Annotated in this window: 23 protein-coding genes and 1 pseudogene; 11 read left to right on the plus strand and 13 right to left on the minus strand. The window is 60.7% G+C overall.

The genetic code is table 11. The annotated features are described in order from the left end of the window. Positions 1–151 precede the first annotated feature (151 nt). The 6 genes from AB4N76_RS11500 (at position 152) to AB4N76_RS11525 (ending at position 6,381) form a co-directional block, all read left to right on the plus strand. Positions 152–670: an RNA polymerase sigma factor gene (locus AB4N76_RS11500; protein ID WP_046029913.1), complete on the plus strand. Its 519-nt coding sequence runs from the start codon at positions 152–154 to the stop codon at positions 668–670. Continuing rightward, positions 667–1,638 (plus strand): FecR domain-containing protein, encoded by a 972-nt coding sequence (locus AB4N76_RS11505; RefSeq protein ID WP_077431154.1) that lies wholly within the window; start codon positions 667–669, stop codon positions 1,636–1,638. The genes AB4N76_RS11500 and AB4N76_RS11505 overlap by 4 nt, the downstream gene beginning before the upstream one ends. Positions 1,639–1,856: 218 nt before the next feature. After that, positions 1,857–4,283, plus strand: coding sequence for a TonB-dependent siderophore receptor (locus tag AB4N76_RS11510; protein WP_046029909.1), 2,427 nt, complete (start codon positions 1,857–1,859; stop codon positions 4,281–4,283). Positions 4,284–4,356: 73 nt separating this feature from the next. Further along, entirely contained in the window at positions 4,357–5,487 is a 1,131-nt protein-coding gene (locus tag AB4N76_RS11515; protein WP_460164470.1) for a PepSY-associated TM helix domain-containing protein, read from the plus strand. Beyond that, positions 5,484–5,663: a hypothetical protein gene (locus tag AB4N76_RS11520; protein ID WP_046029906.1), complete on the plus strand. Its 180-nt coding sequence runs from the start codon at positions 5,484–5,486 to the stop codon at positions 5,661–5,663. The genes AB4N76_RS11515 and AB4N76_RS11520 overlap by 4 nt, the downstream gene beginning before the upstream one ends. Positions 5,664–5,751: 88 nt before the next feature. Continuing rightward, positions 5,752–6,381, plus strand: a complete 630-nt coding sequence (locus AB4N76_RS11525; protein WP_460164471.1) for a glutathione S-transferase family protein — start codon at positions 5,752–5,754, stop codon at positions 6,379–6,381. Positions 6,382–6,621: 240 nt separating this feature from the next. Here AB4N76_RS11525 and creD read toward each other — a convergent pair whose 3' ends face one another. From creD to rloA2, 4 genes are all read right to left on the minus strand, one after another. Continuing rightward, the gene (creD, locus tag AB4N76_RS11530; RefSeq protein WP_077431153.1) at positions 6,622–7,992 is read right to left on the minus strand and encodes a cell envelope integrity protein CreD; all 1,371 of its coding nucleotides are present in this window, start codon (positions 7,990–7,992) and stop codon (positions 6,622–6,624) included. A 93-nt stretch (positions 7,993–8,085) separates the two neighbouring features. Next, a complete protein-coding gene (gene creC / locus AB4N76_RS11535; protein WP_460164472.1) occupies positions 8,086–9,504 on the minus strand; it encodes a two-component system sensor histidine kinase CreC in 1,419 nt (472 codons plus the stop codon). After that, positions 9,504–10,184: a two-component system response regulator CreB gene (gene creB, locus AB4N76_RS11540; RefSeq protein ID WP_046029900.1), complete on the minus strand. Its 681-nt coding sequence runs from the start codon at positions 10,182–10,184 to the stop codon at positions 9,504–9,506. The genes creC and creB overlap by 1 nt, the downstream gene beginning before the upstream one ends. A gap of 74 nt (positions 10,185–10,258) precedes the next feature. Then, positions 10,259–10,762, minus strand: a complete 504-nt coding sequence (rloA2, locus tag AB4N76_RS11545) for a retropepsin-like aspartic peptidase RloA2 (RefSeq protein ID WP_046029899.1) — start codon at positions 10,760–10,762, stop codon at positions 10,259–10,261. A gap of 299 nt (positions 10,763–11,061) precedes the next feature. Here rloA2 and AB4N76_RS11550 point away from each other — a divergent pair, with 299 nt between their 5' ends. Continuing rightward, positions 11,062–11,949 (plus strand): acetyltransferase, encoded by an 888-nt coding sequence (locus AB4N76_RS11550; RefSeq protein ID WP_046030060.1) that lies wholly within the window; start codon positions 11,062–11,064, stop codon positions 11,947–11,949. 1 nt (position 11,950) lies between these two features. Here the strand turns inward: AB4N76_RS11550 and AB4N76_RS11555 are convergent, their stop codons facing one another. Beyond that, complete coding sequence (locus AB4N76_RS11555) at positions 11,951–12,511, minus strand: DUF2780 domain-containing protein (protein ID WP_046029896.1); 561 nt, start codon at positions 12,509–12,511, stop codon at positions 11,951–11,953. Positions 12,512–12,726: 215 nt separating this feature from the next. Here AB4N76_RS11555 and AB4N76_RS11560 point away from each other — a divergent pair, with 215 nt between their 5' ends. Genes AB4N76_RS11560 through AB4N76_RS11570 form a run of 3 tightly spaced genes read left to right on the plus strand, consistent with a single transcriptional unit; the run spans position 12,727 to position 14,688 of the window. Further along, complete coding sequence (locus tag AB4N76_RS11560; RefSeq protein WP_460164473.1) at positions 12,727–13,317, plus strand: fasciclin domain-containing protein; 591 nt, start codon at positions 12,727–12,729, stop codon at positions 13,315–13,317. A gap of 55 nt (positions 13,318–13,372) precedes the next feature. After that, on the plus strand, positions 13,373–14,017 hold the full coding sequence (locus tag AB4N76_RS11565; RefSeq protein WP_077431148.1) for an RNA polymerase sigma factor: 645 nt from the start codon (positions 13,373–13,375) through the stop codon (positions 14,015–14,017). After that, on the plus strand, positions 14,014–14,688 hold the full coding sequence (locus AB4N76_RS11570; protein ID WP_046029892.1) for an anti-sigma factor: 675 nt from the start codon (positions 14,014–14,016) through the stop codon (positions 14,686–14,688). The genes AB4N76_RS11565 and AB4N76_RS11570 overlap by 4 nt, the downstream gene beginning before the upstream one ends. A gap of 165 nt (positions 14,689–14,853) precedes the next feature. Here the strand turns inward: AB4N76_RS11570 and fdhA are convergent, their stop codons facing one another. From fdhA to AB4N76_RS11610, 8 genes and pseudogenes are all read right to left on the minus strand, one after another. Beyond that, complete coding sequence (fdhA, locus tag AB4N76_RS11575) at positions 14,854–16,053, minus strand: formaldehyde dehydrogenase, glutathione-independent (RefSeq protein ID WP_007947729.1); 1,200 nt, start codon at positions 16,051–16,053, stop codon at positions 14,854–14,856. Between the two features lie 204 nt (positions 16,054–16,257). Next, positions 16,258–17,115, minus strand: coding sequence for a formyltetrahydrofolate deformylase (purU, locus tag AB4N76_RS11580; protein WP_046029891.1), 858 nt, complete (start codon positions 17,113–17,115; stop codon positions 16,258–16,260). A gap of 185 nt (positions 17,116–17,300) precedes the next feature. Beyond that, on the minus strand, positions 17,301–17,933 hold the full coding sequence (locus AB4N76_RS11585) for a sarcosine oxidase subunit gamma (protein ID WP_046029889.1): 633 nt from the start codon (positions 17,931–17,933) through the stop codon (positions 17,301–17,303). A 130-nt stretch (positions 17,934–18,063) separates the two neighbouring features. After that, positions 18,064–21,080 (minus strand): annotated as a pseudogene (locus AB4N76_RS11590) (sarcosine oxidase subunit alpha). Beyond that, positions 21,077–21,406 (minus strand): sarcosine oxidase subunit delta, encoded by a 330-nt coding sequence (locus tag AB4N76_RS11595; protein ID WP_007947734.1) that lies wholly within the window; start codon positions 21,404–21,406, stop codon positions 21,077–21,079. Before AB4N76_RS11595 ends, AB4N76_RS11590 begins: the two are co-directional and overlap by 4 nt. A gap of 156 nt (positions 21,407–21,562) precedes the next feature. Beyond that, positions 21,563–22,813, minus strand: a complete 1,251-nt coding sequence (locus AB4N76_RS11600; RefSeq protein ID WP_007947735.1) for a sarcosine oxidase subunit beta — start codon at positions 22,811–22,813, stop codon at positions 21,563–21,565. Positions 22,814–22,836: 23 nt separating this feature from the next. Beyond that, positions 22,837–24,090 (minus strand): serine hydroxymethyltransferase, encoded by a 1,254-nt coding sequence (gene glyA / locus AB4N76_RS11605; protein WP_046029886.1) that lies wholly within the window; start codon positions 24,088–24,090, stop codon positions 22,837–22,839. 285 nt (positions 24,091–24,375) lie between these two features. Beyond that, entirely contained in the window at positions 24,376–25,092 is a 717-nt protein-coding gene (locus AB4N76_RS11610) for a TraX family protein (RefSeq protein WP_077431145.1), read from the minus strand. Between the two features lie 133 nt (positions 25,093–25,225). On the opposite strand from AB4N76_RS11610, the gene AB4N76_RS11615 reads away from it, so the two are divergent. Next, the gene (locus tag AB4N76_RS11615; RefSeq protein WP_046029882.1) at positions 25,226–26,266 is read left to right on the plus strand and encodes a threonine aldolase family protein; all 1,041 of its coding nucleotides are present in this window, start codon (positions 25,226–25,228) and stop codon (positions 26,264–26,266) included. Positions 26,267–26,330 lie beyond the last annotated feature (64 nt).

A 26,330-nucleotide genomic window follows, 5' to 3' on the forward strand; every position in this document is an offset into this window, starting at 1 on the left:
CGGACGCAGCCTTCGGCAGCTGCTACAGAAGGCTGTGCCGAATAGATACGGTCATCACCCACCCGACCAGCGCCAATTGCTTACCTTCCCCGCCTCTGCCACAATCGCGAACTATTCTCGTTAGTTAACACTTCCCAATCGGTGATGCTGCGTGTCTTCAATTCAAAGCCCCCAAAGTGAGCTCGTTGGTGCGTTGTATCGCGACCATCGCGGTTGGCTATTGGCGTGGCTGCGACGCAACGTGGCGTGCCCGCAACGTGCCGAAGACCTGAGCCAGGACACCTTTGTGCGGTTGCTGGGCCGCGATGAGCTCAAAGAGCCCCGCGAGCCGCGGGCGTTTCTGGTAGCGATTGCCAAAGGCCTGTTGTTCGACTATTTCCGCCGCGCTGCCCTGGAGCAGGCCTACCTGGCCGAACTGATGCTGATCCCCGAAGGCGAACAACCGTCGGTCGAAGAGCAGCAGATGATTCTCGAAGACCTTAAAGCCATCGACCGCCTGTTGGGTCAGCTGTCGAGCAAGGCCCGGGCAGCGTTTCTCTATAACCGCCTCGACGGCCTCGGTCATGCCGAAATCGCCGAGCGATTGGGCGTCTCGGTGCCGCGTGTCCGGCAATACCTGGCCCAGGGGATTCGTCAGTGCTACATCGCGTTGTACGGTGAGCCAGTATGAGCCTGGTCAGTTCCAAACCCGTTTCGGCCCAGGTGCTGGATGCAGCGATTGCCTGGCAATTATCGCTGGACTCCGGTAACCCGGTGGAGCGCGAAGCGTTCAGCCAGTGGCACGCCGCCCACGAAGAACATGCCCGCGCCTGGCGCCAACTGGGCATGCTCGACCAGCGCTTCAGCGTCGCCAACGGCCCGGCCCGCGCGGCGTTGCTGCAATCGCGTGAAAGCATTCGTCGTCGCGTTCGAAAACTGGGTAGCGGCTTGGCCAGCGTTGTCGCAGTGATCGGGTTGGCGCTGTTTGCCGGTGATCGCTATCTGCCCCTCGACTACTGGCTGGCCGACCAGCGCACCGCCACCGGCGAGCAACGCACCCTGCGCCTGGCCGACGGCACACTGATCAACCTCAACACCCACAGCGCCGTGGACATCCGTTTCGATGAAAAGCAGCGGCGGATCATCCTTCAGGAAGGCGAAATCCTCGTCGAGACCGGTCATGGCGATGCCCGGCCGTTTATCGTCGAAACCCGCGAAGGCAGCATGCGGGCACTCGGGACGCTGTTCCTGGTCAAGCGCGAGGAACAAGGCACGCGTCTGAGCGTGTTGAAGTCCGCGGTGGCGGCGCATCCGCAATCGAATCCCGAGGAACAGATTCTGCGCGAAGGTCAGCAAGTGCTGATGCGCAGCGATGGCCTGGGGCCAATTGTCGCCGTCAACCCCGGCGCCGATGCCTGGACTCGCGGCATGCTGGTGGTCGACAACGCCCGCCTGGAAGATCTGGTGCGCGAACTCGGTCGTTATCGACGCGGGCATTTAGGCGTTGCACCCGAAATTGCCGACCTGCGGATCACCGGCAGCTTCCCGCTGCACGATACCGACAAAGCCCTGAGCGCCCTGCTCCCGACCTTGCCGGTGCAAATCGAACAGCACACGTCCTGGTGGGTGACGGTGGCGAAGGTTGACGCCAAACCCTGACGCTCAGGTCCCCCTGCGTGATCGTTCCCACGCTCCCGCGTGGGAACGCAGCCCGTGATGCTCTGCGTCACATCCGGAGCGTCCATTGAGGCATTCCCAAGCAGAGCATGGGAACGATCAATTGCTGAATCAAAATTATTTTCATCCAGCCCTATCACTTTTCGATTCTCGTGCGGCACCTAAGCAATTGAGAAATATTTCCATTCAGGAGCCGCTGTATGTCCCGTTTGCTAGACACCCTGTTGCGCCCCAGCTTGCTGGCCGTCGCCATAGCCCTTTGCAGCCCTTTGGCCAGCTCCCAGCTGATCGCCGCTGAACAGGCCTCCAGCGTTCGCGCCTACAACCTGCCGGCCGCGCCATTGGCCAGCACCCTGAATCAGATCGCCAGTCAGGCCGGTCTGGCGCTGTCGTTGAACCCATCGCTGGCGGCAGGCAAGACCTCGGCACCGGTGAAGGGCCAGTTCGACGCTCCCGCTGCCTTGCGTGAAGCCTTGCGCGGCACCGGCCTGCAACTGGAACAAAGCAGCGCCGGCACCTACAGCCTGGTCGCCACGCCCGAGGGCACATTGGCTTTGCCGGAAACTGCCGTCATCGGCACGCAAAACACCGAAAGCGCCTGGGGCCCGGTAGACGGCTACCTGGCGACTCGCACCGCCGCCGGCACCAAAACCGACACCTCGCTGCTCGAAGCACCGCGCTCGATTTCGGTCGTCACCCGCGAGCAGATGGACGATCGCAATGTGCAGAATCTCGATGACGCCGTGCGCTACCTGCCCGGCATCACCGCCAGCAGCTACGGCAGCGACACCCGTGCCGACTGGCTGCGCGTTCGTGGTTTTGAACCGACCCAGTTCCTCGATGGCCTGCCACTGCCTAAAGGCACGTACGCCACCCCGAAACAGGAAACCTGGAACCTCGATCGCCTGGCCCTGCTGCGCGGCCCGGCGTCCTCGGTTTACGGCCAGACCCCTCCGGGTGGCCTGCTGGACATGGTCAGCCGCCGTCCAACCGCTGAAGACAGCCACGAAATCCAGTTGCAATACGGCAACTACAACCAGCGCCAGATCAACTTCGCCAGCACTGGCAAAATCGATGACGAAGGCGAGTTTCTCTACAGCCTGAGCGGTGTGGTGCGCGACAGCGACACGCAGATCGACGACGTCGAGAACAAGCGCTACAACATTGCGCCGAGCCTGACCTGGAACATCAACGACGACACCCGGTTCACCTTGCTGACCCAGTTCACCCGCGACGATACCGGCATCACCAGCCAGTTCCTGCCGGTGCAAGGCACTAAAATCGACATGCCGTTCGGCGACATTTCCCATCACAAGAACCTGGGCGATCCGGATTGGGAATATTACGACCGCACCTACTACGCGCTAGGTTATGCGTTCGAGCATCGCTTGAACGACGTCTGGCAATTCAGGCAGAACCTGCGTTACACCAAGACGGATCTGTCGTTCCAGGCCGTCACCGTTGGCTCGTATCCGTTCACCCAGGTTGATGACGCTGGCAATGTGGGTCGCACCACCACCAGTGTCGACGAAGACATCAGCCAGTTCGCCGTGGATAACAACTTCCAGGCCGACTTCGCCACCGGCGACGTGCGTCACACCGTACTGCTGGGCCTCGATCACCAGCGCAGCAACACCAACTACCTCTCGATCTTCGGCAGCGCGCCGCCGATCAACGTCAACAACCCGATCCATGGCCTGCCGATCCAGCGTCCGGACCGCTCCACCGCGTTCTACGATTACGATCAGAAGACCTACCAGACCGGCGCCTACGTGCAGGATCAAATGGCGCTCGACCAATGGCGCCTGACCCTCGGCGGACGTGAGGACTGGGTCCACACCGGCACCAAGTTCTTCAACAAGGGCGACGCCACCAACACCGAGCGCGACAAGAATTTCAGCGGCAACGCGGCGATCAGCTATGTGTTCGACTCGGGCTTCGTGCCCTACCTGTCGTACGCCGAATCCTTCCAGCCAACGACTGGTGCTGCGGCCTCGTCCACCGAATCGTTCAAACCCACCGAAGGCAAACAGTGGGAACTGGGCATCAAGTACCAACCACCGGGCAGCAACACCTTGTTGACCGCTGCGATCTACGACCTGACCCAGAAAAACGTCTCGGTTACCACCACGGTTGCCGGTACGCCGATCACCAGCCAGACCGGTGAAGTCAAAGTCAAAGGCCTGGAGCTGGAAGCGGTTTCCGACGTGACCGAAAACCTCAAGCTGATCGCCGCGTACACCTTGGCCAAATCCGAAGTTCAAGATGGCGACTTCAAGGGCAATCGCCTGCAACTGATGCCTAACCAACAGGCGTCGCTGTGGACTGATTACACCTGGCACAACGGCGTGCTGGACGGTTTCGGCGTGGGTGGCGGTGTTCGCTACACCGGCAACACCTACGGCGACCAGGCCAACACCGAACTGGGCAAGGCTGACGCCTACACCGTGTTCGATGCCGCGGTTCATTACGACCTCGGCCGCCTGGACAACACCCTCAAAGGCGCGTCCCTGCAACTGAACGCCACCAACCTGTTCAACAAGGACTACATCTCCACGTGCGACAGTTTCTACTGCTACTACGGCGACCAGCGCAGCGTCGTCGCCAGTGCAACTTACAAGTGGTAATCGTCTGACCTGACATGCCCCACGGCCAGGCCGTCCTCTTCAGGACGGCTTTGGTATTTCTGGAGGTCTGGAAATGAAAAGTAAAACAATTCGTCGCTGGTCGGCTGTCCACACCTGGACCAGCCTGATCTGCACAGTCTTCCTGCTGATGCTCGCGCTGACCGGCTTGCCGTTGATCTTCCACCACGAGATCGACCACTTGCTGGGCGATGCCCCTGAGCTGAAAGAAATGCCGGCGGACACCCCGCACCTGAATCTGCAGCAGTTGGTTCATGCCGCCGAAAAACATCGCCCCGGCGAGGTGTTGCAGTATTTCGGTTTCGAGGACGATGAACCCAACGCCGTGCTGACCATCATGGCAGCCACCGCGGGCACCGAGCCGAACTCGTCGCACACCTTCATGCTCGACGCCCGCACGGGTGAAGCCCTGGAGACGCCATCGGCCAACGGCGGCTTCATGATGGTGATGCTGCGCCTGCACGTGGACATGTTTGCCGGCCTGCCGGGCAAGTTGCTGCTGGCGTTCATGGCCCTGATGTTTGTGGTCGCCATCATCTCCGGAACGGTGCTCTATTTGCCGTTCATGCGTCGCTTGACGTTCGCCACCGTGCGCCAGGACAAATCCACTCGTCTGCGCTGGCTTGATCTGCACAATTTGATCGGTGTGGTCACGCTGACCTGGGCGTTGGTCGTCGGTGTGACGGGCGTTATCAGCGCCTGTGCCGACCTGCTGATTGCCGCCTGGCGCAACGACAGCCTCAACGCGATGGTCGCCCCGTACCGCGACGCTCCACCGCTGACGCACCTCGCGCCGGCGACTCGCCTGCTCGACATTGCCGAGGAAGTTGCACCGGGCATGGCGCCAGACTTCATCGCCTTCCCCGGCACGCGGTTTTCCAGCGAACACCATTACGCGGTGTTCATGAAAGGCAGCACGCACCTGACGTCGCACCTGCTGACACCGGTGCTGATCGACGCGACCACCCTGCAAGTCACCGCCGTGGCGGAACGGCCGTGGTACATGGACGCCATGGGCATGTCACAACCCCTGCATTTCGGCGATTACGGCGGCATGCCGATGAAGATCCTCTGGGCGACCCTCGATGTGCTGACCATCATCGTGCTCGGCAGCGGGGTTTACCTGTGGGTGGTGCGGCGCAAAGCGGTAAAACCCGCTCTCGAACGCGAGCAGGTGAACGCATGAAGCCCAGGCAATCAAACTTCTGGAAAGTTTTCGGCACGCCGACGGTCATCGCCCTGCTCAGCGCGGCCGGGCTGTTCGCCGCGTTGCTGGGCGATGGCGTGTGGGACGCGTTGAGCTGGCTTGGCCTGGGCGTTCCCGCTTTTCTCGCGCTGCGCGGCCTGTTGCAACGCCGCTGAGCTTTTATGGGAGCGAATCCGCTCCCATCTTGAGCTCACGCAACAACGCGCTATGCTGGCCGACACTGACCCAGACCGAGACGTTGCCATGTCCGCCCCCAGCATGACCCTGTACCACAACGCTTTATCGCCCTTCGTTCGTAAAGTCATGGTGCTGCTGCACGAAACCGGTCAGACCGGTCGCGTGGCACTGCAAGATTGCGTGCTCACGCCCGTCAACCCGGACCTGACGCTCAACGAAGACAACCCGCTGGGCAAAATCCCGGCCCTGCGCCTGGCCGACGGCAACATCATCCATGACAGCCGGGTGATCCTCGATTACCTCGATCACCAACACGTCGGCAACCCGCTGATCCCGCGCGAAGGTTCGGCCCGCTGGCGGCGCCTGACCCTGGCCTCCCTGGCCGACGGGATCATGGACGCCTCGGTGATGGTGCGTTATGAGCGGGTCCTGCGCGCCCCGGAGAAACACTGGGACGAGTGGCTGGATGCCCAGCGCGACAAGATTCGTCGCGCATTGGCGCTGCTGGAAAAAGACGCGATTGCCGAGCTGACCTGCCATTTCGACGTCGCGGCGATCAGCGTTGCCTGTGCGCTGGGCTACATCGACTTGCGCCATCCGGACCTGGAATGGCGCGAGGCGAACCCGCAATTGGCGGCGTGGTATTTCGAAGTGAGCCAGCGGCCTTCGATGATCGCGACGATGCCCAAGGTTTAGATCTTCGCTGACTGTTCCGGCCTCATCGCGAGCAGGTCGAATCGTCGCACCGTCGCTCCTACAGTTTGATCGTTGGTGTACACAGAATTTGAGTCCACTGGAGATCCCCTGTAGGAGTGAGCCGGCTCCGGGCGGCGTTCCGACGATGGCACCACACCTGATCTAATGGAAACAGCTCAAAAATCAGCGTCGCCAACACCTCCCCTTCCCGCTGATCCTCCCGTAACCCGATCGACCGGCTCATTGCACCGCCCCCAAGTCAAACTCCAGTGGCTTGGCCGTCTTCTGACCGATCCCGTACCAGTCCAGCTTGCGGGTCAGCACCATGAACACGCCCAGCAACCCGAACAGCAACAGCGAGCCCATCAGCAGCGCATAGTCCTCGGCACTCAACAATACATAGAGCACGCCGTATAACGCCGCCAACCCCGCCGAAAAACTCAAGCCATGGCGCACGCTGCGCAGCACATGGCAAACATAGAACCCGATCAACAACACACAACAGGCGGACGACAACAGATACGCCAGCGCAAAACCGATGTGCTCGGACAGCGACAGCAGCAACAGGTAGAAGAAGGCCAATGCCACGCCGACCAATGCATATTGCACCGGGTGCACCGCCAGGCTTTTCAACACTTCGAACAGGAAGAAACCGGCGAACGTCAGCACGATGAACAGCAAGGCATATTTGATCGCACGATCACTCTTGAGGTACTGATCCACCGGGTCGATGAAACTCACGCCGAAGCTGCGCCCGTTGTACGCCTCGCAACCACCGCCCGACACGCAACTGTTCAGCGCTTCCTGCAAGTTGGTGGAGAAGAACGAGGTCTGCCAGTTGGCGGTGAAACCTTGATCGTTCACCTCACGCTGGGCCGGCAGAAAATTGCCGATAAAACTTGGATGGGGCCAGTTGGCAGTCAAAGACACCTGGCTGGTTTTCCCGACCGGAAGCACCTGTAACTGGCCGGTGCCCTGCAAACGCAGGTCGAATCCGAAGGCCAGTTCAGAGGCTTGTTTTGTGTCCAGCGCCGGCAGCGTCACGTGCACACCTTCCCCCAGCCAGCCCACCTGGCTGCCCGGTACGAAGTCCAGAGGCTGGCCGTTCAGGTCCAGTTTCAAGGCGTTTTCGATGCCGCGAATGTCGCTGATGCCCACCGCCAAAAACGGCTGGTCGAACTGATAATCAGCAAAGTCTTCCTTGATGCCCAATTGCGCCGGAATCGAAAAATGCCCGCTGATGTGGTTGTCCGCATGGAACAGGCGCGCCTCGTAAATACCCCGCAAGCGCAGTTCAGTCTGAATCTGGCCATCAAGCTCGAAACGCTCCGGGAGGAAATACAGGCGGCCGCGCTCCAGGCCGACCTCCTGATAGCGTTGGTTGGTTTTCTGGTTGAGCTTCCAGGTGCGCACCACTTTGCGATAGGGCACCACCATCAACGGCCCGCTCAGTTGTTGGCTGGTGCTGGAACTGCGGGCGATGTCTTCGAGCACACCGTCGCGCAGTTGCTGGCGGTCCTGGATCACGCCGTTGATCATCAAGAGCGGGATCAGTAACAACAGAATCAGAAGGGCAATCGCCCCCAGTTTTAGGGTCAGGCTTCGGTTCATGGGACTCTCCCTGTTTGGATGGGGAGAGTCTGGGATGGCTGTGTGGGGGATTTATGGGGGGAATGTGGAGATTATGTGGAGACTGGGTCGGCCCTAAGCCATGCGCAACGTCACTTCAACCCCACCGTCGACATTGCCGATGCTCAACGACCCGCCATGCAACTTGACCACTTCTTCGACAAAATTGAGACCGAGCCCGGTGCTCTTGCGCCCGCTGTCCGGGCGCGGCAATGAGTAGAACCGCTCACTCAACCTCGGCAACGCATAGTCGGGAATCGCCTCGGCCTGGTTGAACAGTTTGAACTCGATCTGCTCTCCAACCGGCTCGGCACTGAATCGCAGCAGCCCCTTGGCCGGGGTGAAATCCAGTGCGTTCTCCAGCAAATTGGCCAATGCCTGGCGCAACAAAAACGGCTCGCCAGTCAAAGCAAGACCAGCCGGAATCCGTTGCTCCACCCGCAACTGCTTGCCTTCGATCCGCGCCGCCTGGGCCTTCAACAATTCATCCACCAACCCGGCCAGCGACACCTCTACACGCTCTTCCAGCCCCTGACGCTGCTCGACCTGAGCCAGGTTCAACAGCCGTTCAATCAACTGCTGCATCCGCACACTTTCACTGTCGATATTGCTGACGAACCGCTGCTGCTGGGCCAATGGCATTTCACCTTGCAGCAATTCCGCCGCACCGCGAATCGCCGCCAACGGGCTCTTCAACTCATGAGTCAGGGTGTGCACATAACGCTCGACATAGGCTTTGCCTTCGAGCTGCGTGCGCATCTGTTCCACCGCTGTCGCCAGTTGCTCCAGTTCACCGCCGCGATAGTGTGGAACCTCGACCCGTCGGCCTTCACTCACCGCTTGTGCATAAGCCGTCAACCGTCGCAACGCTGCGCTCAACCACCACGACAACAACGCACCAAACACCAGGCCGAGACCGATCAGCCCGGCGCCATAGGCCAGCAATCGTCGCTCGGTACGATCGACATAAGGCTGCAACGAACTGTTGGGCTTGGCCACGGTGACTACGCCGATGATCTGGCCGTTGTCGCGGATCGGCGCGCCGACGTGCATCACCGAGGAGGTTGCATCGTTCGGATCACTGCGCGTGGAGCGTGCACCGTATTCGCCGCGCAGGGTCAGGTAGACATCGTTCCAGCGTGAGTAATCCTGCCCCACCGCCATGCCGCTGGAGTCCAGCACCACAATGCCCTTGGCATCGGTGACGTAGATGCGATGGTTGACCTGATTTTTCGGCAAGCCCCAGATGCTCGCCTTCGGTTGCCGCTCGCCGTACGCCTTGAGCAGCTGCGGCCAGCGATTCTGGTTGAGGGTGCCGGCCTTGAAGTCATCGCGCAGGATTTCGGCCATCAGGTTGGCGGTGTCGACCAGGGTTTCTTCGGTGGACTGGCGCACACCGGGGCGGATTTCCTCCATCACGGTGTTGAGCACGAAATAACCGGTCAGGCCGATGAACAGTACGTAGACCAGGAAAATCCGGATTCCCAGCGGCATCAGCTGTGCCCCGGGCTGTAGCTGTAGCCGAGGCCGCGATGGGTCTGGATCGGCTCGGCGTCCGCCCGCACCAGACGCAATTTGGCGCGCACGCTCTTGATGTGGCTGTCGATACTGCGCTCGTAACCGGCATCGGCGGCGATGCCCAGTGCATCCAGCAATTGCTCGCGGCTGAACACCCGCTCGGGTTGTTCCAGCAGGCATTGCAGCAAGCGGAATTCGTGGCGGGTCAGGCTCAGCGCTTGGCCACGGTAATTGATTTGCACCCGTTCGCTGTCGATGCGGAACAGCGCCGATGGGACCTCGGCCACCGCTCTTGGGGCCATGCGTTTTAGAATCGCCCGGACCCGAGCGGCCACTTCTCGTGGGCTGAACGGTTTAACCACGTAATCGTCGGCACCGATTTCCAGACCCACCACACGATCGATTTCGGCATCGCGGGCACTGAGAAAAATCACCGGCACATCGCTGAAACGGCGCAATTGCTTGCAGGTCTCAAAGCCGCTGATGTCCGGCAAACCGATGTCGAGAATGATCAAATCGGCCGGCGTGGCGCGCTGATGGTCCAGCGCTGCCGCGCCAAGGCTCAGCCAGGTCGTGGTGAAGCCCTCACCCTGCAACGCGAAAATCAGGGTGTCGGCAATCGCCGCTTCGTCTTCGACAATCAAGATATGAGGCATGGCGTCCTGGCCCGGCAAAGATGTGGGCGAACGGTGCCCCAAGGCTCACGACACGTCAATCGGACCAACTGAAATCAGCAGTCGGGTTTGTCGGCGGTAAAACGGCGTGCCGGGTTCACCGCCGCGCCGAACTCACGCAAGGCTTTGGCGCCGATCAACAAAGGGTAGTTGAAGCTGCTGCGGTCAGTCAGGTTGACCTCCACGGTGCGCTTGACGTTGCCCAGGCACAGTTCCAGATCGACCACCGGGCGCTTGGAGGGCTCGACCACGTCAGTGTCGTCCTCTTCCTCGGAGCGCGTCTTGATTTTGCTGATCCGCGCGACCTTGTGTTCGTAGACCTTGTTGCTCGCATCCTTGGTGGCGAGGCGGAAACGCACCCATTCTTCCCCATCACGGGTAAAGGTTTCGATGTCCCGGGCCGACAGCGACGCGGTCAGGGCACCGGTGTCCATCTTGGCCTTGAGCACCTCGCCACCGATTTCCGGCAGCGCGATGTATTCGTAACGCCCGTACAGGGTCGGCTCGGCGGCCAGGACTGGCAGGGCCACAAGGGAAAGCAGTGCGAGGAGGGATTTCACGTAATGGGCTTCCTTGAGGAGTGGGCAGCGGCATTTTAGACCGTCAGCGAGCAATTCGTTCGTTCCTGAGATCGCATCGCGAGCAAGCTCGGCTCCTACAGTGGATTGGGGGTACGCAACGAAACCTTGTGGGAGCCGAGCTTGCTCGCGATGGGGCCGGATCAATCAGCACAACAGCTTGGCAGATCCAATTTCGCTCAAGCATATCGGGCCAATCGTGAAACATTCGTCACCGCCGATTTGGCCTGTCGCCCGAAGCTGCTTATCATGGCGCGCCCAAAGGATTCCAAGAGTTACTTATGCGCCGCCTGCTCACCGGCTGTTTCGTTACCCTGCTGCTGTTGCTCAACACCTTGGTCCTGATCGGACCGATGATGGTGTTTGCCCTGCTCAAACTGGTCCTGTCCGGACGCTTTCGCGATTACGCCTCCTGGGTGGTGATGTGGATTGCCGAAACCTGGGCCGAAATCGACAAGCTGATCTTTCGCCTGTGCATCCCCACGCAATGGGACATTCGGGGCGGCAATGACCTGCGCATCGACACCTCTTACCTGGTGATCAGCAATCATCAATCCTGGGTCGATATCCCGGCATTGATCCAGACACTGAATCGCCGCACGCCGTTCTTCAAATTCTTCCTCAAGAAAGAGCTGATCTGGGTGCCGTTCCTGGGGTTGGCGTGGTGGGCGCTGGATTATCCGTTCATGAAGCGCTACACCAAGGCCTTCCTGGCCAAGCATCCGGAACTGGCCGGCAAGGATCTGGAGATCACCAAAGCGGCATGCGAGTTGTACAAGCGTCAGCCGGTTACAGTGGTCAATTACCTGGAAGGCACTCGCTATACCGCAGCAAAAAGTGCCCAGCAGCCATCACCCTTCACTCACCTGCTGCGCCCCAAGGCCGGCGGGGTGGCGTTTGTGCTGGCAGCGATGGGTGAACAGCTGGACGCCATCCTGGATGTGACGGTGGTGTACCCGCAACCGACGATTCCGGGGTTCTGGGATTTGATCAGCGGTGGCGTGCCGAGGGTCATCATCGACATCAAGACCCGCGAACTCGACCCGGCGTTGTGGCAGGGTGATTACGAAAACGATCCGCTGTTTCGCGAAACCATCCAGAACTGGGTCAACCAGCTCTGGATCGAAAAGGACCAGCGCATCGATGCCTTGCGCGCCGAACGCCGCTGAATCAGGTACCGGTGCCTGCGCCCCAGATCCCGCCCAGGTTTGTCAGCAACGACCCGCCGACGCCCTGCTGACCAAAAAATTGCAGAAGCACGGGGGCAAACAGGCCGATCATGCCAGTGTCCATGCCCAACGCGCTGAAGGCACTGTTCAGGTCGTTGGTGTTATTCACGTTGCCCAAGACGTTGCCCAGACCTGCCGCTTGACCGGACGAGCCAAGCAAGCCGCTGAGGACACCCAGTTCACCGCCACCGGACAGTAAGTCGATTCCGGGCACGCTTTTGGACAACTCCGAGTAGTCGGTCGAACTCAATTGATTCTTCGCCAGACCGAGCATCGCCCCGGCACCGCCAATGGCTTGTTCTGGCGTCACGTTTAACTGGCTGAGGGCACTCAGCAGACCGGCCGTCTGCGCGGTCGTCGCAGTCGGCGCGGACGCGGCGGCGTCATCGGCCTGCGTGCCGGAAAGGGCATTGGCCGCATCGAACAGGCTGAACTGAGCAAAGACCGGACTGGCCGCCAGACACATCAGCGAAGCCAGTGCAAAACCGCGTGAAATCTTCATCCAGACATCCTCATGTGCCATGAAAACCACCCGGCAATGGGCGGCGAAAAACTGTGGTTTGGACTGGCATCCCGGGGGATTGTTCCAAGCCTTGGCGATCCCCTGACGAACAGTCGAAAAAGAATGCACCGGCGCTGCATCCAGTCTGGCCCCGCCCGCGTATATCAAGCACGGACAGACAATCCTGGCCGATTCCCTTCACGAGGATCATCACCATGAAACACACATCGATCAAAACGCCGTTGATTGCCAGCCTGCTGACCCTGGCCCTTGGTGGCGGACTCGTCCTGAACACCGTGCAAGCGGCAGACACGAGCCACTCTGTTATCGTCGGCGGCCAAAGCATGATGCAGAGCAAGGACATTATCGATAACGCGGTGAACTCCGCCGACCACACCACCCTGGTCGCCGCCGTGAAAGCCGCAGGCTTAGTGGAGACCCTCAAAGGCAAAGGTCCGTTTACCGTGTTCGCCCCGGTCAACTCGGCCTTCACCGCGCTGCCCGCCGGGACGGTCGACACGTTGCTCAAACCTGAAAACAAAGCCGCGTTGAGCAAACTCCTGACCTACCACGTGGTCGCCGGCACGCTCGACATGAAGACCCTCGCCGAGAAGATCAGGGCCGGCGGCGGCAAGACCGAGCTCACCACCGTTGCCGGCGGCAAGCTCTGGGCGACGATGAACGGCCCGCACAACATCACCATCAAGGATGAAAAAGGTGACGTCGCCGACATCACCACCTACGACGTATACCAGTCCAACGGCGTGATTCAGGTCATCGACAAAGTGCTGATGCCGAAAAGCTGAGCCATACCGCCGACCCCGTCCATCGGGGTCGGCGGGTCTTTCGAGGTGTCCGGCCGTGAATGGAACAACCGCACGCAGTGAACTAACCTCTGCCTGCAACCGGCCCCGCACGCAGCCCACCACCGCACCCTCGACTGTCTGGAGAACTGCTATTTCCACCGCCGACGCCGATCAGCTCAGGCAGTTGTTGGCCCAGTGTTCACTGGGTGACCGCCGCGCTTTCGAGACGCTTTACCGCAGCGTCGGCCCACGGCTGCATGGCGTAGCGCTGCGTTTCATGGGGCGGCCGGATCTAGCTGAAGAAGTGCTGCAGGAAAGCTTCGTGCGCATCTGGAACAACGCCTCGCGCTACGAGGCGCATCTGTCGGCACCGCTGACCTGGATGATCAACATCACCCGTCATCAGGCGATCGATCAGTTGCGCAAACACCGCGACCGGCCGTTGAGTGACCTTGAAGAACAGGCGCTGGTGGATGAAAGCCCATCGGCCCACGAACAACTCAGCAGTGCCCGTGAGGCCAACGCCTTGAACCGCTGCCTGGAAAGCCTCGACGGCATGCAGCGTCAATCGATCACCGTGGCTTACTTTCAGGGGTTGTCCTGCTCTGAGCTCGCCGAACACCTGGCCGCGCCGTTGGGCTCGGTGAAATCCTGGATCCGCCGCGGTATGGAGCGACTGCGCAGGTGCCTTGAATCATGAACTATCAAACCCCGACCCTGCGCCGCGCCCTCGCCGCCGATTACGCCATTGGCTTGATGCCCTCTGCCGCTCGTCGGCGTTTCGAACAGCTGTTGCTGGAAGACGCGGCGCTTCGTGCGGAATTAGCGCAGTGGCAGGAAAGCCTGGCCAGTTTGACCGAAGCGCTGCCCGAGCAGCCGGTGCCAGATCGGGTATGGCAGGGAATTACGGCGCGGATTGAGCCGCAAGTGCTGCACATGCCGGAAAAACGTCAGTTCTGGAGCTGGTTACGAGTGACGGCGGCGGTTTGCTCGCTGGTGATCGCCGTGACGTTGGGTGTGATTTATAACCGCGACAGTGCGCGCTACAGCGCCACGCTGCTGACTGCCGACGCGCAGCCTGCGCTGAAGGTTGAAGCGCATGAGGATTATTTGAACGTTGAGCCGCTGACGCTGGCAGCGGTTGATCCGGGGCGAAGTCTGGAGCTGTGGGCGATTCCAGCGGATGGCAAGCCGATTTCCCTTGGGGTAATTCCGGCGGGCGGTAAAGGCAAGGTTGAACTGAGCGACGTGCAGAAGGCGCTGATTGGCAAACCGATTGCGTTGGCGGTCAGTCTTGAGCCGAAGGGTGGTTCGCCGACGGGGCAACCAACGGGACCCGTTCTATATCAAGGAGCGTTGGCGGCCCTTTAATGATCGTTCCCACGCTCCGCGTGGGGAATGCAGCCCGGGACGCTCCGCGTCCCAAAGCGTGACGCAGAGCGTCACAGGAGGCGTTACCACGCAGAGCGTGGGAACGATCATCTCAGCCATAAAAAACGGCGACCCGAAGGTCGCCGTTTTGTTTTGCGTGGAGGCTTACGCCGCGCTGAACAGTTTGTGCGGATCGATCACAAATTTCTTCGGCACGCCCGCATCGAACTCGCCATAACCACGTGGCGCGTCGTCCAGGCTGATGACTTCAACACCGACGATATCGGCAATGTGGATACGGTCCCACATGATCGCCTGCATCAGTTGGCGGTTGTACTTCATCACCGGCGTCTGGCCAGTGTGGAAGCTGTGGGATTTGGCCCAGCCCAGACCGAAGCGGATGCTCAGGCTGCCCATTTTTGCGGCGGCATCGACAGCGCCCGGATCTTCCGTCACGTACAGGCCCGGAATACCGATCTTGCCAGCAACACGCACGACGCCCATCAACGAGTTGAGCACGGTGGCCGGAGCCTCGTGTTTCACGCCGTCATGGCCATGACCGCGGGCTTCGAAGCCGACGGCGTCGACGGCGCAATCCACTTCCGGTTCGCCCAGCAATGCAGCGATTTGTTCGTGCAGCGGGGTGTCCAGGGACAGGTCGGCGATTTCAAAACCTTGAGCCTTGGCATGCGCCAGGCGAACGGTGTTGACGTCACCGATGATTACCACCGCAGCACCCAGCAGGCGAGCAGAAGCCGCCGCGGCCAGGCCGACCGGGCCGGCACCGGCGATGTACACGGTGCTGCCTGGGCCGACACCGGCCGTCACGGCGCCGTGGTAACCGGTCGGCAGGATGTCTGAGAGGCAAGTCAGGTCGCGGATTTTTTCCATCGCGCGATCGCGATCCGGCAGTTTCAACAAGTTGAAGTCGGCGTACGGCACCATCGCGTATTCGGCCTGGCCGCCGGTCCAGTCGCCCATGTCGACATAACCATAAGCACCGCCTGGACGGGCCGGGTTAACGCTGAGGCAGACACCGGTGTGCATTTCCTTGCAGGAACGGCAGCGCCCGCAAGCCACGTTGAACGGTACGGAAACCAGGTCGCCGATCTGCAGGTTCTCGACGTCGCTGCCCTTCTCGATGACTTCGCCAGTGATTTCGTGGCCCAGCACCAAACCGGTCTGAGCGGTGGTACGGCCGCGCACCATGTGCTGGTCGGAACCACAGATGTTGGTGGACACCACACGCAGGATGACAGCGTGATTAATCTTCCTGCCGCGCGGGTCCTGCATTTTTGGATAGTCGATTTTCTGTATTTCGACTTTGCCATTGCCGAGATACACCACACCACGATTGCCAGACATGCTTTCACCTCGCTGTTGTTTTTATGTAGCGGTCGCGTCGCCATGGGTCGGCGGCGCGTTGATTGCTCGGGTTATTGCTGTTTGTCTTACGTTGTCTGTTTTGGCCTCATCGCGGGCAAGCCCGCTCCCACAGTGGATCTGGGTGGGCCCAAGGTTTGTGAACGACCCAAACCCTGTGGGAGCGGGCTTGCCCGCGATGGCGATCTAAAGAACGACGGTGCGATTGGCGTTCAAAAACACCCGCCGCTCAATGTGATAACCCACGGCCCGGGCCAGGGTCAGCCCTTCGATATCCCGCCCCTTGGCGATCAGATCTTCCGGGTAATGACTGTGATCAACAGCCTCCACGCCCTGGGCAATGATCGGCCCTTCGTCCAGGTCGTTGTTGATGTAATGCGCCGTCGCGCCGACCAGTTTCACGCCCTTGTTGTAGGCCTGGTGATAAGGCTTGGCGCCTTTGAAACCGGGCAGCAGGGAGTGATGAATGTTGATCGCCTTGCCATCGAGCTTGCGGCACAGCTCCGGGGACAACACCTGCATGTAGCGGGCGAGAATCACCAGTTCGGCGCCGGACTCTTCGATCACCTGCCAGACCTGACGCTCCTGTGACGGCTTGTCGTTCGGGTCCAGCGGGAAGTGGTAGTACGGAATCTGGTGCCAGTCGGCCAGCGGCTTGAGGTCCGGGTGATTGGAGACCACGGCGACCACGTCCATCGACAACTGGCCAATGCGTTGGCGATAGAGCAAATCGTTGAGGCAGTGATCGGCCTTGGAGACCATGATCACCACTTTCGGTCGATGGTGCGGCGGTATCAGCTCGAAGAGCATGCCGAAGGCGTCACCGCGCTCGACAAGACCTGCGCGAAACGACTGTTCATCGAAGCCGTCGGGCTGGCGAAACTCCACACGAATGAAAAAACGGCCCGAGAGCCGGTCATCAAAGGAATGGTGTTCGGTGACGTAGCAGCCCTGCTCGAACAGAAAGCGGGTCACCGCGTCCACGGTGCCGAGCATGCTTGGGCAGTCGGCGGTCAGAATCCATGTGTCTGGGGCGCGGCTCATAGTGCGGTGACTCCTTTTTGTGGGCAACCTGGCCCGTGTAGCAGCTGCCGAAGGCTGCGTTCGGCGACGAAGTCGTCGTAAACCCTGAATCCCGGATCCGTCTGAAAAAATACTGCCGCAAGTTTCACGACGACTTCGTCGCCGAACGCAGCCTGCGGCAGCTGCTACAGGGAGTTCAGCGTTCTTCAGGCCTGAACACTAAGCCCGTATTCGGCCGCCGCATCCTGCAACCACAACCACCAGTAATCCGAGAAACTGCGACGGATCAGCAGTTCCCAGGTGTCTTCGGCGGTATGACGGATTACCAGTTGCGACTTGGCGAACACGGTGCCGACAGCCTTGCCCACCGGGAAGCTGTTGGGGTGCACGTCGTAGCTGGTGGATTTCATCAGCACCTGACGTACGTTCGGGCCGCTCAGTTCAAGAATCTGCTGGCCGCCGCTGACGTTGGTGATTGCGATGTGCAGGTCACCCAGCGCTTCACGCAATTTTTTCTCGGCGGCGAATTCTTCACCGGTCGGGACGATCAGCAGCCACTCATCCGGCCCCATCCATTGCAGGCTGGTTTCGCCTTTGATGATGACGCTCAGTGCGCCCGGCAGTTCGATGCCCAGCGCCTTGTGTACGCCAGCGGCAAACGCGGCGTCATGGCCATCACCACGAATAGTCAGATGGCCGAGGAGTTTTTTCTCACGCACGGTCACGCCGGCATTTTTACGGCCCTTGCCCACCAGGCTTTGCAGGCCTGCGTGATGCAGCGACGACTCGGCCTTGGCCCCAGTGGTCGGGCGTTGTTGGTAAACATTGGCTGCGGTCATAAAGCACCTGTTCCTGAATTCAATTTCCTGTGGGAGCGTGGCTTGCCCGCGATGGGAGCAACTCGGTCTGCCTGTGGCACCGCGTTATCGTTCATCGCGGGCAAGCCCGCTCCCACAGGGGACTGTGGTGTTACACGTTCTGGCGATCGCCTTTCGGATCGAAGAACACCGAAGAAACGATTTCCGCCTCGATCACGCTGCCATCGGCCAGCGGTGCGAACACTCGCTCACCGATGCGCTTCAAGCCGCCCTTCACCACGCCCATGGCAAACGAATAGCCGAGGGAGTTGTGCAAGTAGCTGGAGGTGACGTGACCGACCATGGTCATCGGGATCGCCTGCTTGGTGTTGAACACCAGTTGCGCACCTTCCGGCAGCCATTTGGTTGGATCGATCGGCTTCAGGCCCACCAGTTGCTTGCGTTGATCACGCACGCAGTCTTCGCGGTTCATGCCACGCTGGCCAATCCACGAGAACGGTTTGGTGCGACCGACACACCAGCCCATGTTCAAGTCGTCCGGGGTCATCGAGCCGTCAGTGTCCTGACCGACGATGATGAAGCCCTTCTCGGCCCGCAGGATGTGCATGGTCTCGGTGCCGTACGGCGTCAGGTTGTATTGCTTGCCGGCCTCGACGATTTTCTCGAGCACGCCCATGGCGTAGTCGGCTTGTACGTTGACTTCGTAGGACAGCTCACCGGTAAACGAAATCCGGAACACCCGCGCAGGAACACCGCCGACCAGACCTTCTTTCCAGGTCATGAACGGGAACGCTTCGTTGCTCAGGTCGATGTCGGTGACGTCGCTGAGCAGCTTGCGGCTGTTCGGCCCGGACAGGGTCATGGTTGCCCAGTGATCCGTCACGGAAGTGAAGTACACCTTCAGCTCCGGCCATTCGGTCTGGTGGTAGATTTCCAGCCATTGCAGCACGCGTGCAGCGCCGCCGGTGGTGGTGGTCATCACGAAATGGTTGTCGGCGAGACAAGCGGTTACGCCGTCGTCGAAGACCATGCCGTCCTCTTTGCACATCAGGCCGTAACGCGCCTTGCCCACATCGAGCTTGGTCCAGGCGTTGGTGTAGATGCGGTTGAGGAACTCACGGCAATCCGGGCCCTGAATGTCGATTTTGCCCAGGGTCGAGGCGTCCAGCAGGCCGACGCTGTCGCGCACGGCTTTGCATTCGCGTTTCACGGCGGCGTGAATGTCTTCACCGTTTTTCGGGAAGTACCAGGGCGTTTCCACTGACCGACATCTTCAAATTCAGCGCCGTTTTTCACGTGCCAGTGATGCAGCGCGGTGTGACGGACCGGTTCGAAGATGTGCCCACAGTGACGACCGGCCACGGCGCCAAAAGTCACCGGCGTGTAGTTCGGGCGGAACATGGTGGTGCCCATCTGCGGGATGGTCACGTTCAGCGAACGGGCGGCGATGGCCAGGCCGTTGACGTTGCCGAGCTTGCCCTGGTCCGTACCGAAGCCCAGTGCGGTGTAGCGCTTGACGTGTTCAACCGACTCGAAACCTTCGCGGGTCGCCAGTTCGATGGCGGCAGCGGTGACGTCGTTTTGCAGGTCGACGAATTGCTTCGGCGCCCGTGCGGTGTTTTTTTCGTGCGGCACCTGGAACAGCGCCAGTGTTGGCTCTTCCAGACGGCTCAGGGCTTTGGGCAGTACGCCTTCGACCATTTGGAACCCGGCTTCGGCAGCGGCGCGAGCGCCCCCTTCAAAACCGTCGGCCAGGGAATCGCCAAGGCCGTAGACGCCGTTGATGCCACCGACGCACACGCGTTTTTGCGGTGCTTCGCCCGGTACGAAACCGAGAATGTCTTCACGCCAGATCGGTTTGCCACCCAGGTGCGAAGCCAGGTGAACCACCGGGCTGTAACCGCCGGAGCTGGCTACGATGTCGCAATCGAGCCACTCGCCAGGGCTGGTCACGGCGTGAGCTTTCACATCAATCGCCGCCACGCGAGCAGCGGTCACGTGCTTGCTGCCACGGGCTTCGATCACGGCGCTGCCGGTGAGGATGCGAATGCCTTTGGCGCGGGCTTCTTCCACCAGTGCGCCACGCGGGTTGCTGCGGGCGTCGGCGATGGCCACCACTTGCAGGCTGGCGTCGAGCCAATCCAGAGCAACGCGGTAGGCGTGATCGTTGTTGGTCGACAGCACCAGTTTTTTGCCCGGTGCCACGCCGTAGCGACGTACGTAGGTCGACACAGCGCCGGCGAGCATGTTGCCCGGCACGTCGTTGTTGCCGTAAACCAGTGGACGTTCGTGAGCGCCGGTCGCGAGAACGACACGCTTGGCGCGAACACGGTGGATGCGCTGGCGGACCTGGCCAATCGGTGCGCGATCGCCGAGGTGATCGGTCAGGCGCTCGTGAATGGTCAGGAAGTTATGGTCGTGGTAACCGTTGACCGTGGCGCGCGGCAACAGCAGCACGTCCGGGGTGTCCTTGAGCTCGGCGATGACGCTGGCGATCCATTCGGCAGCAGGCTTGCCGTCGAGGCTTTCACGGGAATCGAGCAGGCTGCCGCCGAACTCTTCCTGCTCATCAGCGAGGATCACACGGGCACCGCTGCGCGCGGCAGCGAGTGCAGCGGCCAGGCCAGCGGGGCCGCCGCCGACGATCAGCACGTCGCAGTGCTGGTTCATGTAGTCGTAGGTGTCCGGATCGTTCTCGGTCGGCGAGCGGCCAAGACCGGCGGCCTTACGAATGTACTTCTCGTAAGTCATCCAGAACGATTGCGGGTACATGAAGGTTTTGTAGTAGAAGCCCGGCGGCATCAGCTTGCCGCCGACCTTGCCGAGAATCCCCATCATGTCGTTGTTCACGCTCGGCCAACCGTTGGTGCTGGTGGCGACCAGGCCCTGGTACAGCGCCTGTTGCGTGGCGCGCACGTTCGGAATCTGCGTAGCTTCGGTCGCGCCGATTTGCAGCACGGCGTTCGGCTCTTCGGCGCCGGCAGCGAAGATGCCGCGCGGACGGGAATACTTGAAGCTGCGACCGATGATATCCACACCGTTGGCCAGCAGGGCTGCGGCCAGCGAGTCGCCTTCAAAGCCTTTGTAGCTCTGGCCGTTGAAGGTGAAGCTCAGGACTTTGTTGCGGTCGATCCGTCCACCGTTGGACAGGCGATTGATCTGGCTCATACCTTCGCTCCCAGAGCCTGCGCGGCCGCTTTCGGACTTTCAGTCTTGTCGGTGAACTGCGGCTTCGTGCCGATCTTGTAGGTTTCCAGAATCTCGTAGGTCACGGTGTCGCGGGTGACGTTGAAGTACTGACGGCAACCGGCAACGTGATCCCACAGTTCGTGGTGCAGACCGCGAGGGTTATCGCGGAAGAACATGTAGTCGCCCCACTCCTCGTCGGTGCAGGTGGTCGGGTCCAGTGGACGCGGGATGTGCGCCTGGCCGGATGCATGAAATTCCTCTTCGGAGCGCAACTCGCCGCAGTGAGGACAGAAGATATGCAACATGGGGATTTCTCCTATCAAGCGCCGTGAAAACGTAGCGAGCGAAGGCAAGACAAGGCAAAAACAGGCGAGAAAGCGGAGCTTAGTTTACTAAGTGAGCATTTCGAGCCTGTTTTTAACGCCGTATTGCCGAGCGCAGTAGTTTTCATGGGGCCTTTGTTAGTGGGCAACCGCAGCAGCGCCGTGTTCATCGATCAACGCACCGTTGTGGAAACGGTCGATGGAGAAAGGTGCGGCCAATGGGTGCATTTCACCCTTGGCCAGGCTTGCGGCAAACACGTTGCCCGAGCCAGGTGTCGCTTTGAAGCCGCCGGTGCCCCAACCGCAGTTGAAGAACATGTTCGGTACCGGGGTTTTCGAAATGATCGGGCAGGCATCCGGCGTGGTGTCGACGATGCCGCCCCACTGACGGTTCATGCGTACGCGGGACAAGACCGGGAACATCTCGACGATGGCCTGGATGGTGTGTTCGATCACCGGGTACGAACCGCGCTGGCCGTAGCCGTTGTAGCCGTCGATACCGGCGCCGATCACCAGGTCGCCCTTGTCGGACTGGCTGATGTAACCGTGCACGGCGTTGGACATGATCACGCTGTCGATAATCGGCTTGATCGGCTCGGACACCAGCGCTTGCAGCGGGTGGGATTCGATCGGCAGACGGAAACCGGCGAGTTTGGCCATGTGCCCGGAGTTACCGGCGGTGACCACGCCGACGCGCTTGGCGCCGATGAAGCCCTTGTTGGTTTCAACACCGATGCACACGCCGTTTTCCTTGCGGAAACCGATCACTTCGGTCTGCTGGATCAGGTCCACGCCCAAGGCGTCGGCGGCACGGGCAAAGCCCCACGCCACGGCATCGTGACGGGCCACGCCACCGCGACGCTGGACGGTGGCGCCCATCACCGGGTAGCGGGTGTTTTTCGAGCAGTCGAGGTACGGAATCTCGTCGGCCACTTGTTTGGCATCGAGCAGTTCACCGTCCACGCCGTTGAGGCGGTTGGCGCTGACGCGACGCTCGGAATCACGGATGTCTTGCAGGGTGTGGCACAGGTTGTAAACGCCACGCTGGGAGAACATCACGTTGTAGTTCAGGTCCTGGGACAGGCCTTCCCACAGCTTCATTGCGTGTTCGTACAGGTGCGCCGACTCGTCCCACAGGTAGTTGGAGCGAACGATGGTGGTGTTGCGCGCGGTGTTACCGCCACCCAGCCAGCCCTTTTCGACCACGGCCACGTTGGTGATGCCGTGTTCCTTGGCCAGGTAGTAGGCGGTCGCCAGACCATGCCCGCCACCGCCGACGATGACCACGTCATAGACCTTTTTAGGGGTCGGCGTGCGCCACATTTTCTGCCAGTTTTCGTGATGGCTGAGGGAGTGTTTGAAGAGGCCGAAGCCCGAGTAGCGTTGCATAGTCATTTACTCCAAAACCGCGCTCAGCGATAAACCGGGAAGTCCGCGCACAGTGCCGACACTTGCTGGGCAACATTGGCCTCGACATCGGCATCGCCGAGGTTGTCGAGGATGTCGCAAATCCAGCCGGCCAGCGTGACGCACTGGGTCACCTTGAAGCCGCGCGTGGTCACCGCCGGGGTGCCAATGCGCAGGCCGGAGGTGACGAACGGCGACTGTGGATCGTTCGGGACAGCGTTCTTGTTGACCGTGATGTGGGCGCGACCGAGTGCTGCGTCCGCCTCTTTGCCGGTGAGGCCCTGACGGATCAGGCTGACCAGGAACAGGTGGTTATCGGTGCCGCCGGACACTACATCGTAGCCGCGTTTGATAAACACGCCGGCCATGGCCTGGGCGTTGTCGATCACTTGTTGCTGGTAAACCTTGAAGCCTGGTTCCAGCGCTTCCTTGAAGCACACCGCTTTACCGGCGATGACGTGCATCAGCGGGCCGCCCTGGGCACCCGGGAATACTGCGGCGTTGAGCTTTTTCTCGATTTCTTCGTTGGCCTTGGCCAGGATCAGGCCGCCACGTGGACCGCGCAGGGTCTTGTGGGTAGTGGTGGTGACCACGTCGGCGTACGGCAGCGGGTTCGGGTACAGACCGGCGGCGACCAGACCAGCGACGTGGGCCATGTCGACGAACAGCAGTGCACCGACCTTGTCGGCGATCTGACGGAAGCGTGGGAAGTCGAGGGTCTTGGAGTAGGCCGAGAAGCCGGCAACGATCATCTTCGGCTTGCACTCGACGGCCAGACGCTCGACTTCGTCGTAGTCAATCAGACCGGTTTTGGTGTCGATGCCGTACTGCACGGCGTTGTACAGCTTGCCCGAGGACGACACTTTGGCGCCGTGGGTCAGGTGACCGCCATGGGCCAGGCTCATGCCCAGAATGGTGTCGCCAGCCTGAATCAAGGCCAGGTACACGGCGCTGTTGGCCGAGGAACCGGAGTGCGGCTGCACGTTGGCGTAATCAGCGCCGAACAACTGCTTGGCGCGCTCGATGGCCAGGGCTTCAACCTTGTCCACGTGCTCGCAGCCACCGTAGTAGCGCTTGCCCGGATAACCTTCGGCGTATTTGTTGGTCAGGCCGCTGCCTTGCGCTTCCATGACGCGCTTGCTGGTGTAGTTCTCCGACGCGATCAGCTCGATGTGATCTTCCTGACGTTGCTCCTCGGCATTCATCGCCGCCAGCAGTGCATCGTCGTAACCCTGGATCTGGTCTTGCTTGCTGAACATCGCGTCTCTCCCAGCGGCATCTGTGCGCCATTCGTCTCGGTAAGGCACTGGCATGACGGCAGTGCCCTTTGATGCCGATGGTATGACCGGCGCAGACAGGTCAAATGCCTACGGACGCCACGCAAAGGTGCGTTTACGACATAAGCCGAAATGCCTGACCGGACACAATCTTCAAACTTGAAAGAATCCCCTGTGGGAGCGGGCTTGCCCGCGATAGCAGTGTGTCAGTCGGCATCATTGCTGGACCTGACTTCGCCATCGCGGGCAAGCCCGCTCCCACAGGAGTCAGGCAGCGATCTGACGGACAAGTAGCAGCAGGAAAAAATGCACGGGATATAGCGCATACGCCCAGCGGCGCATGGGCGGTGGTTTTACGCCTTTTGCGTGTCGCAACAGGACCAGCCCCAACCATGGCGCAATCAGACAAGCAACAATACCGGGGATGGCCGCGCTGTTGCCCAGCCGGGCGGCGTAATACAGCGTGTGCCATTCGTTGGCCGCCAGGCAGACCAGTCCCGGCAACAGCGCAAAATACCAGGGCCGCCGGATCACCAGCAGCATCGCCAACGGCAATAGCACACCGAAGAAGCCGAACATCAACCGTTGCCAGAACAGCATCGCCACCAGCAATGCAGCAGCGGCCAACAGTCGCGATTGCAGCGTCTGGTGCTGCCAGCCACGCGCCACCAACAGGCCCAGGGCCAGCGTGGGCAACACGTTCAAGGTGTCGGGATCAGGAATGAACATTCGGTAAGGAATTTCGCTGATCGCACTGAACAGCAGCAACCAGCCGAAATATCGCCATTGACCTTGCGTCGTCGCCACGTCGGTTCGCGACAGGTTCACGGCCATCGCCAGACAAAACCACGGAAACGCCAGCCGTCCCGGGACATACAGCAAATCGACGGAGTAACCGACATATCGCAGGTGATCGATCACCATGCTCAGCAGCGCCAGCCACTTGAGCAGATCCAGTGCCCCATCCCGTTGACTCATGTGCATAATTGCCCGTCGTCTTTGTATTTTTCTGTCAGACACATCGCGTGTGCTCCCCGGATGATCTTCGGTAAAGTGCGCACCATCATTGACCACGAGACGCTTCACCATAAGCGCCTCGACCACGGAAAGCAGGGCCATGACCGATAAGAGCCAACAATTCGCCAGCGACAACTATTCCGGTATCTGCCCTGAAGCCTGGGCGGCCATGGAACAGGCCAACCACGGCCACCAGCGTGCTTACGGCGACGATGAATGGACCGCTCGCGCGTCCGACGATTTCCGCAAACTGTTCGAAACCGACTGCGAAGTATTCTTCGCCTTCAACGGCACCGCCGCCAACTCGTTGGCCCTGTCGTCGCTGTGCCAGAGTTACCACAGCGTGATCTGCTCGGAAACCGCCCACGTTGAAACCGACGAATGCGGCGCACCGGAATTCTTCTCCAACGGTTCCAAGCTGCTCATCGCCCGCACCGAAAACGGCAAGCTGACCCCGGAATCGATCCGCGAAGTGGCCCTCAAGCGCCAGGACATCCACTACCCGAAACCGCGCGTCGTGACCCTGACCCAGGCGACGGAAGTGGGCAGCGTCTACACCCCGGACGAAATCCGCGCCATCAGCGCCACCTGCAAGGAACTGGGCCTGAACCTGCACATGGACGGTGCGCGTTTCTCCAACGCCTGCGCGTTCCTTGGCTGCTCTCCGGCAGACCTGACCTGGAAGGCCGGCGTTGACGTGCTGTGCTTTGGCGGCACCAAAAACGGCATGGCGGTCGGTGAGGCGATTCTGTTCTTCAACGAAAAACTGGCTGAAGACTTCGACTACCGCTGCAAACAGGCCGGGCAACTGGCGTCGAAAATGCGCTTTTTGTCGGCACCGTGGGTCGGGATCCTGGAAAACGACGCCTGGCTCAAATACGCCCGCCACGCCAACCACTGCGCGCAGTTGCTGGCCGAACTGGTGAGCGACATACCTGGCGTGGAACTGATGTTCCCGGTACAGGCCAACGGCGTGTTCCTGCAACTGTCTGAACCTGCAATTGCTGCCTTGACCGCCAAGGGCTGGCGCTTCTACACCTTCATCGGCAACGGCGGCGCACGCTTCATGTGCTCGTGGGACACCGAAGAAGAACGCGTCCGTGAACTGGCCGCCGACATTCGCGAAGTCATGTCCCGCTGATCACCACGCCAGTCTGCCGCAATGATCGTTCCCACGCTCCGCGTGGGAATGCCTCTTGGGACGC

This window comes from Pseudomonas sp. S2_F03, from assembly GCF_054668335.1.

What these genes read in the sequence shown, in the direction of transcription:
- AB4N76_RS11550 (WP_046030060.1), top strand. Translation starts at nt 11,062, where the DNA reads ATGCGCCGCCTGCTCACCGGCTGTTTCGTTACCCTGCTGCTGTTGCTC.
- AB4N76_RS11505 (WP_077431154.1), top strand. Translation starts at nt 667, where the DNA reads ATGAGCCTGGTCAGTTCCAAACCCGTTTCGGCCCAGGTGCTGGATGCA.
- fdhA (WP_007947729.1), bottom strand. Translation starts at nt 16,053, where the DNA reads ATGTCTGGCAATCGTGGTGTGGTGTATCTCGGCAATGGCAAAGTCGAA.
- AB4N76_RS11570 (WP_046029892.1), top strand. Translation starts at nt 14,014, where the DNA reads ATGAACTATCAAACCCCGACCCTGCGCCGCGCCCTCGCCGCCGATTAC.
- creC (WP_460164472.1), bottom strand. Translation starts at nt 9,504, where the DNA reads ATGCCGCTGGGAATCCGGATTTTCCTGGTCTACGTACTGTTCATCGGC.
- glyA (WP_046029886.1), bottom strand. Translation starts at nt 24,090, where the DNA reads ATGTTCAGCAAGCAAGACCAGATCCAGGGTTACGACGATGCACTGCTG.
- creD (WP_077431153.1), bottom strand. Translation starts at nt 7,992, where the DNA reads ATGAACCGAAGCCTGACCCTAAAACTGGGGGCGATTGCCCTTCTGATT.
- AB4N76_RS11515 (WP_460164470.1), top strand. Translation starts at nt 4,357, where the DNA reads ATGAAAAGTAAAACAATTCGTCGCTGGTCGGCTGTCCACACCTGGACC.
- purU (WP_046029891.1), bottom strand. Translation starts at nt 17,115, where the DNA reads ATGAGCCGCGCCCCAGACACATGGATTCTGACCGCCGACTGCCCAAGC.
- AB4N76_RS11560 (WP_460164473.1), top strand. Translation starts at nt 12,727, where the DNA reads ATGAAACACACATCGATCAAAACGCCGTTGATTGCCAGCCTGCTGACC.
- AB4N76_RS11585 (WP_046029889.1), bottom strand. Translation starts at nt 17,933, where the DNA reads ATGACCGCAGCCAATGTTTACCAACAACGCCCGACCACTGGGGCCAAG.
- AB4N76_RS11525 (WP_460164471.1), top strand. Translation starts at nt 5,752, where the DNA reads ATGTCCGCCCCCAGCATGACCCTGTACCACAACGCTTTATCGCCCTTC.
- AB4N76_RS11520 (WP_046029906.1), top strand. Translation starts at nt 5,484, where the DNA reads ATGAAGCCCAGGCAATCAAACTTCTGGAAAGTTTTCGGCACGCCGACG.
- creB (WP_046029900.1), bottom strand. Translation starts at nt 10,184, where the DNA reads ATGCCTCATATCTTGATTGTCGAAGACGAAGCGGCGATTGCCGACACC.
- AB4N76_RS11555 (WP_046029896.1), bottom strand. Translation starts at nt 12,511, where the DNA reads ATGAAGATTTCACGCGGTTTTGCACTGGCTTCGCTGATGTGTCTGGCG.
- AB4N76_RS11600 (WP_007947735.1), bottom strand. Translation starts at nt 22,813, where the DNA reads ATGCAACGCTACTCGGGCTTCGGCCTCTTCAAACACTCCCTCAGCCAT.
- AB4N76_RS11610 (WP_077431145.1), bottom strand. Translation starts at nt 25,092, where the DNA reads ATGCACATGAGTCAACGGGATGGGGCACTGGATCTGCTCAAGTGGCTG.
- AB4N76_RS11595 (WP_007947734.1), bottom strand. Translation starts at nt 21,406, where the DNA reads ATGTTGCATATCTTCTGTCCTCACTGCGGCGAGTTGCGCTCCGAAGAG.
- AB4N76_RS11615 (WP_046029882.1), top strand. Translation starts at nt 25,226, where the DNA reads ATGACCGATAAGAGCCAACAATTCGCCAGCGACAACTATTCCGGTATC.
- AB4N76_RS11510 (WP_046029909.1), top strand. Translation starts at nt 1,857, where the DNA reads ATGTCCCGTTTGCTAGACACCCTGTTGCGCCCCAGCTTGCTGGCCGTC.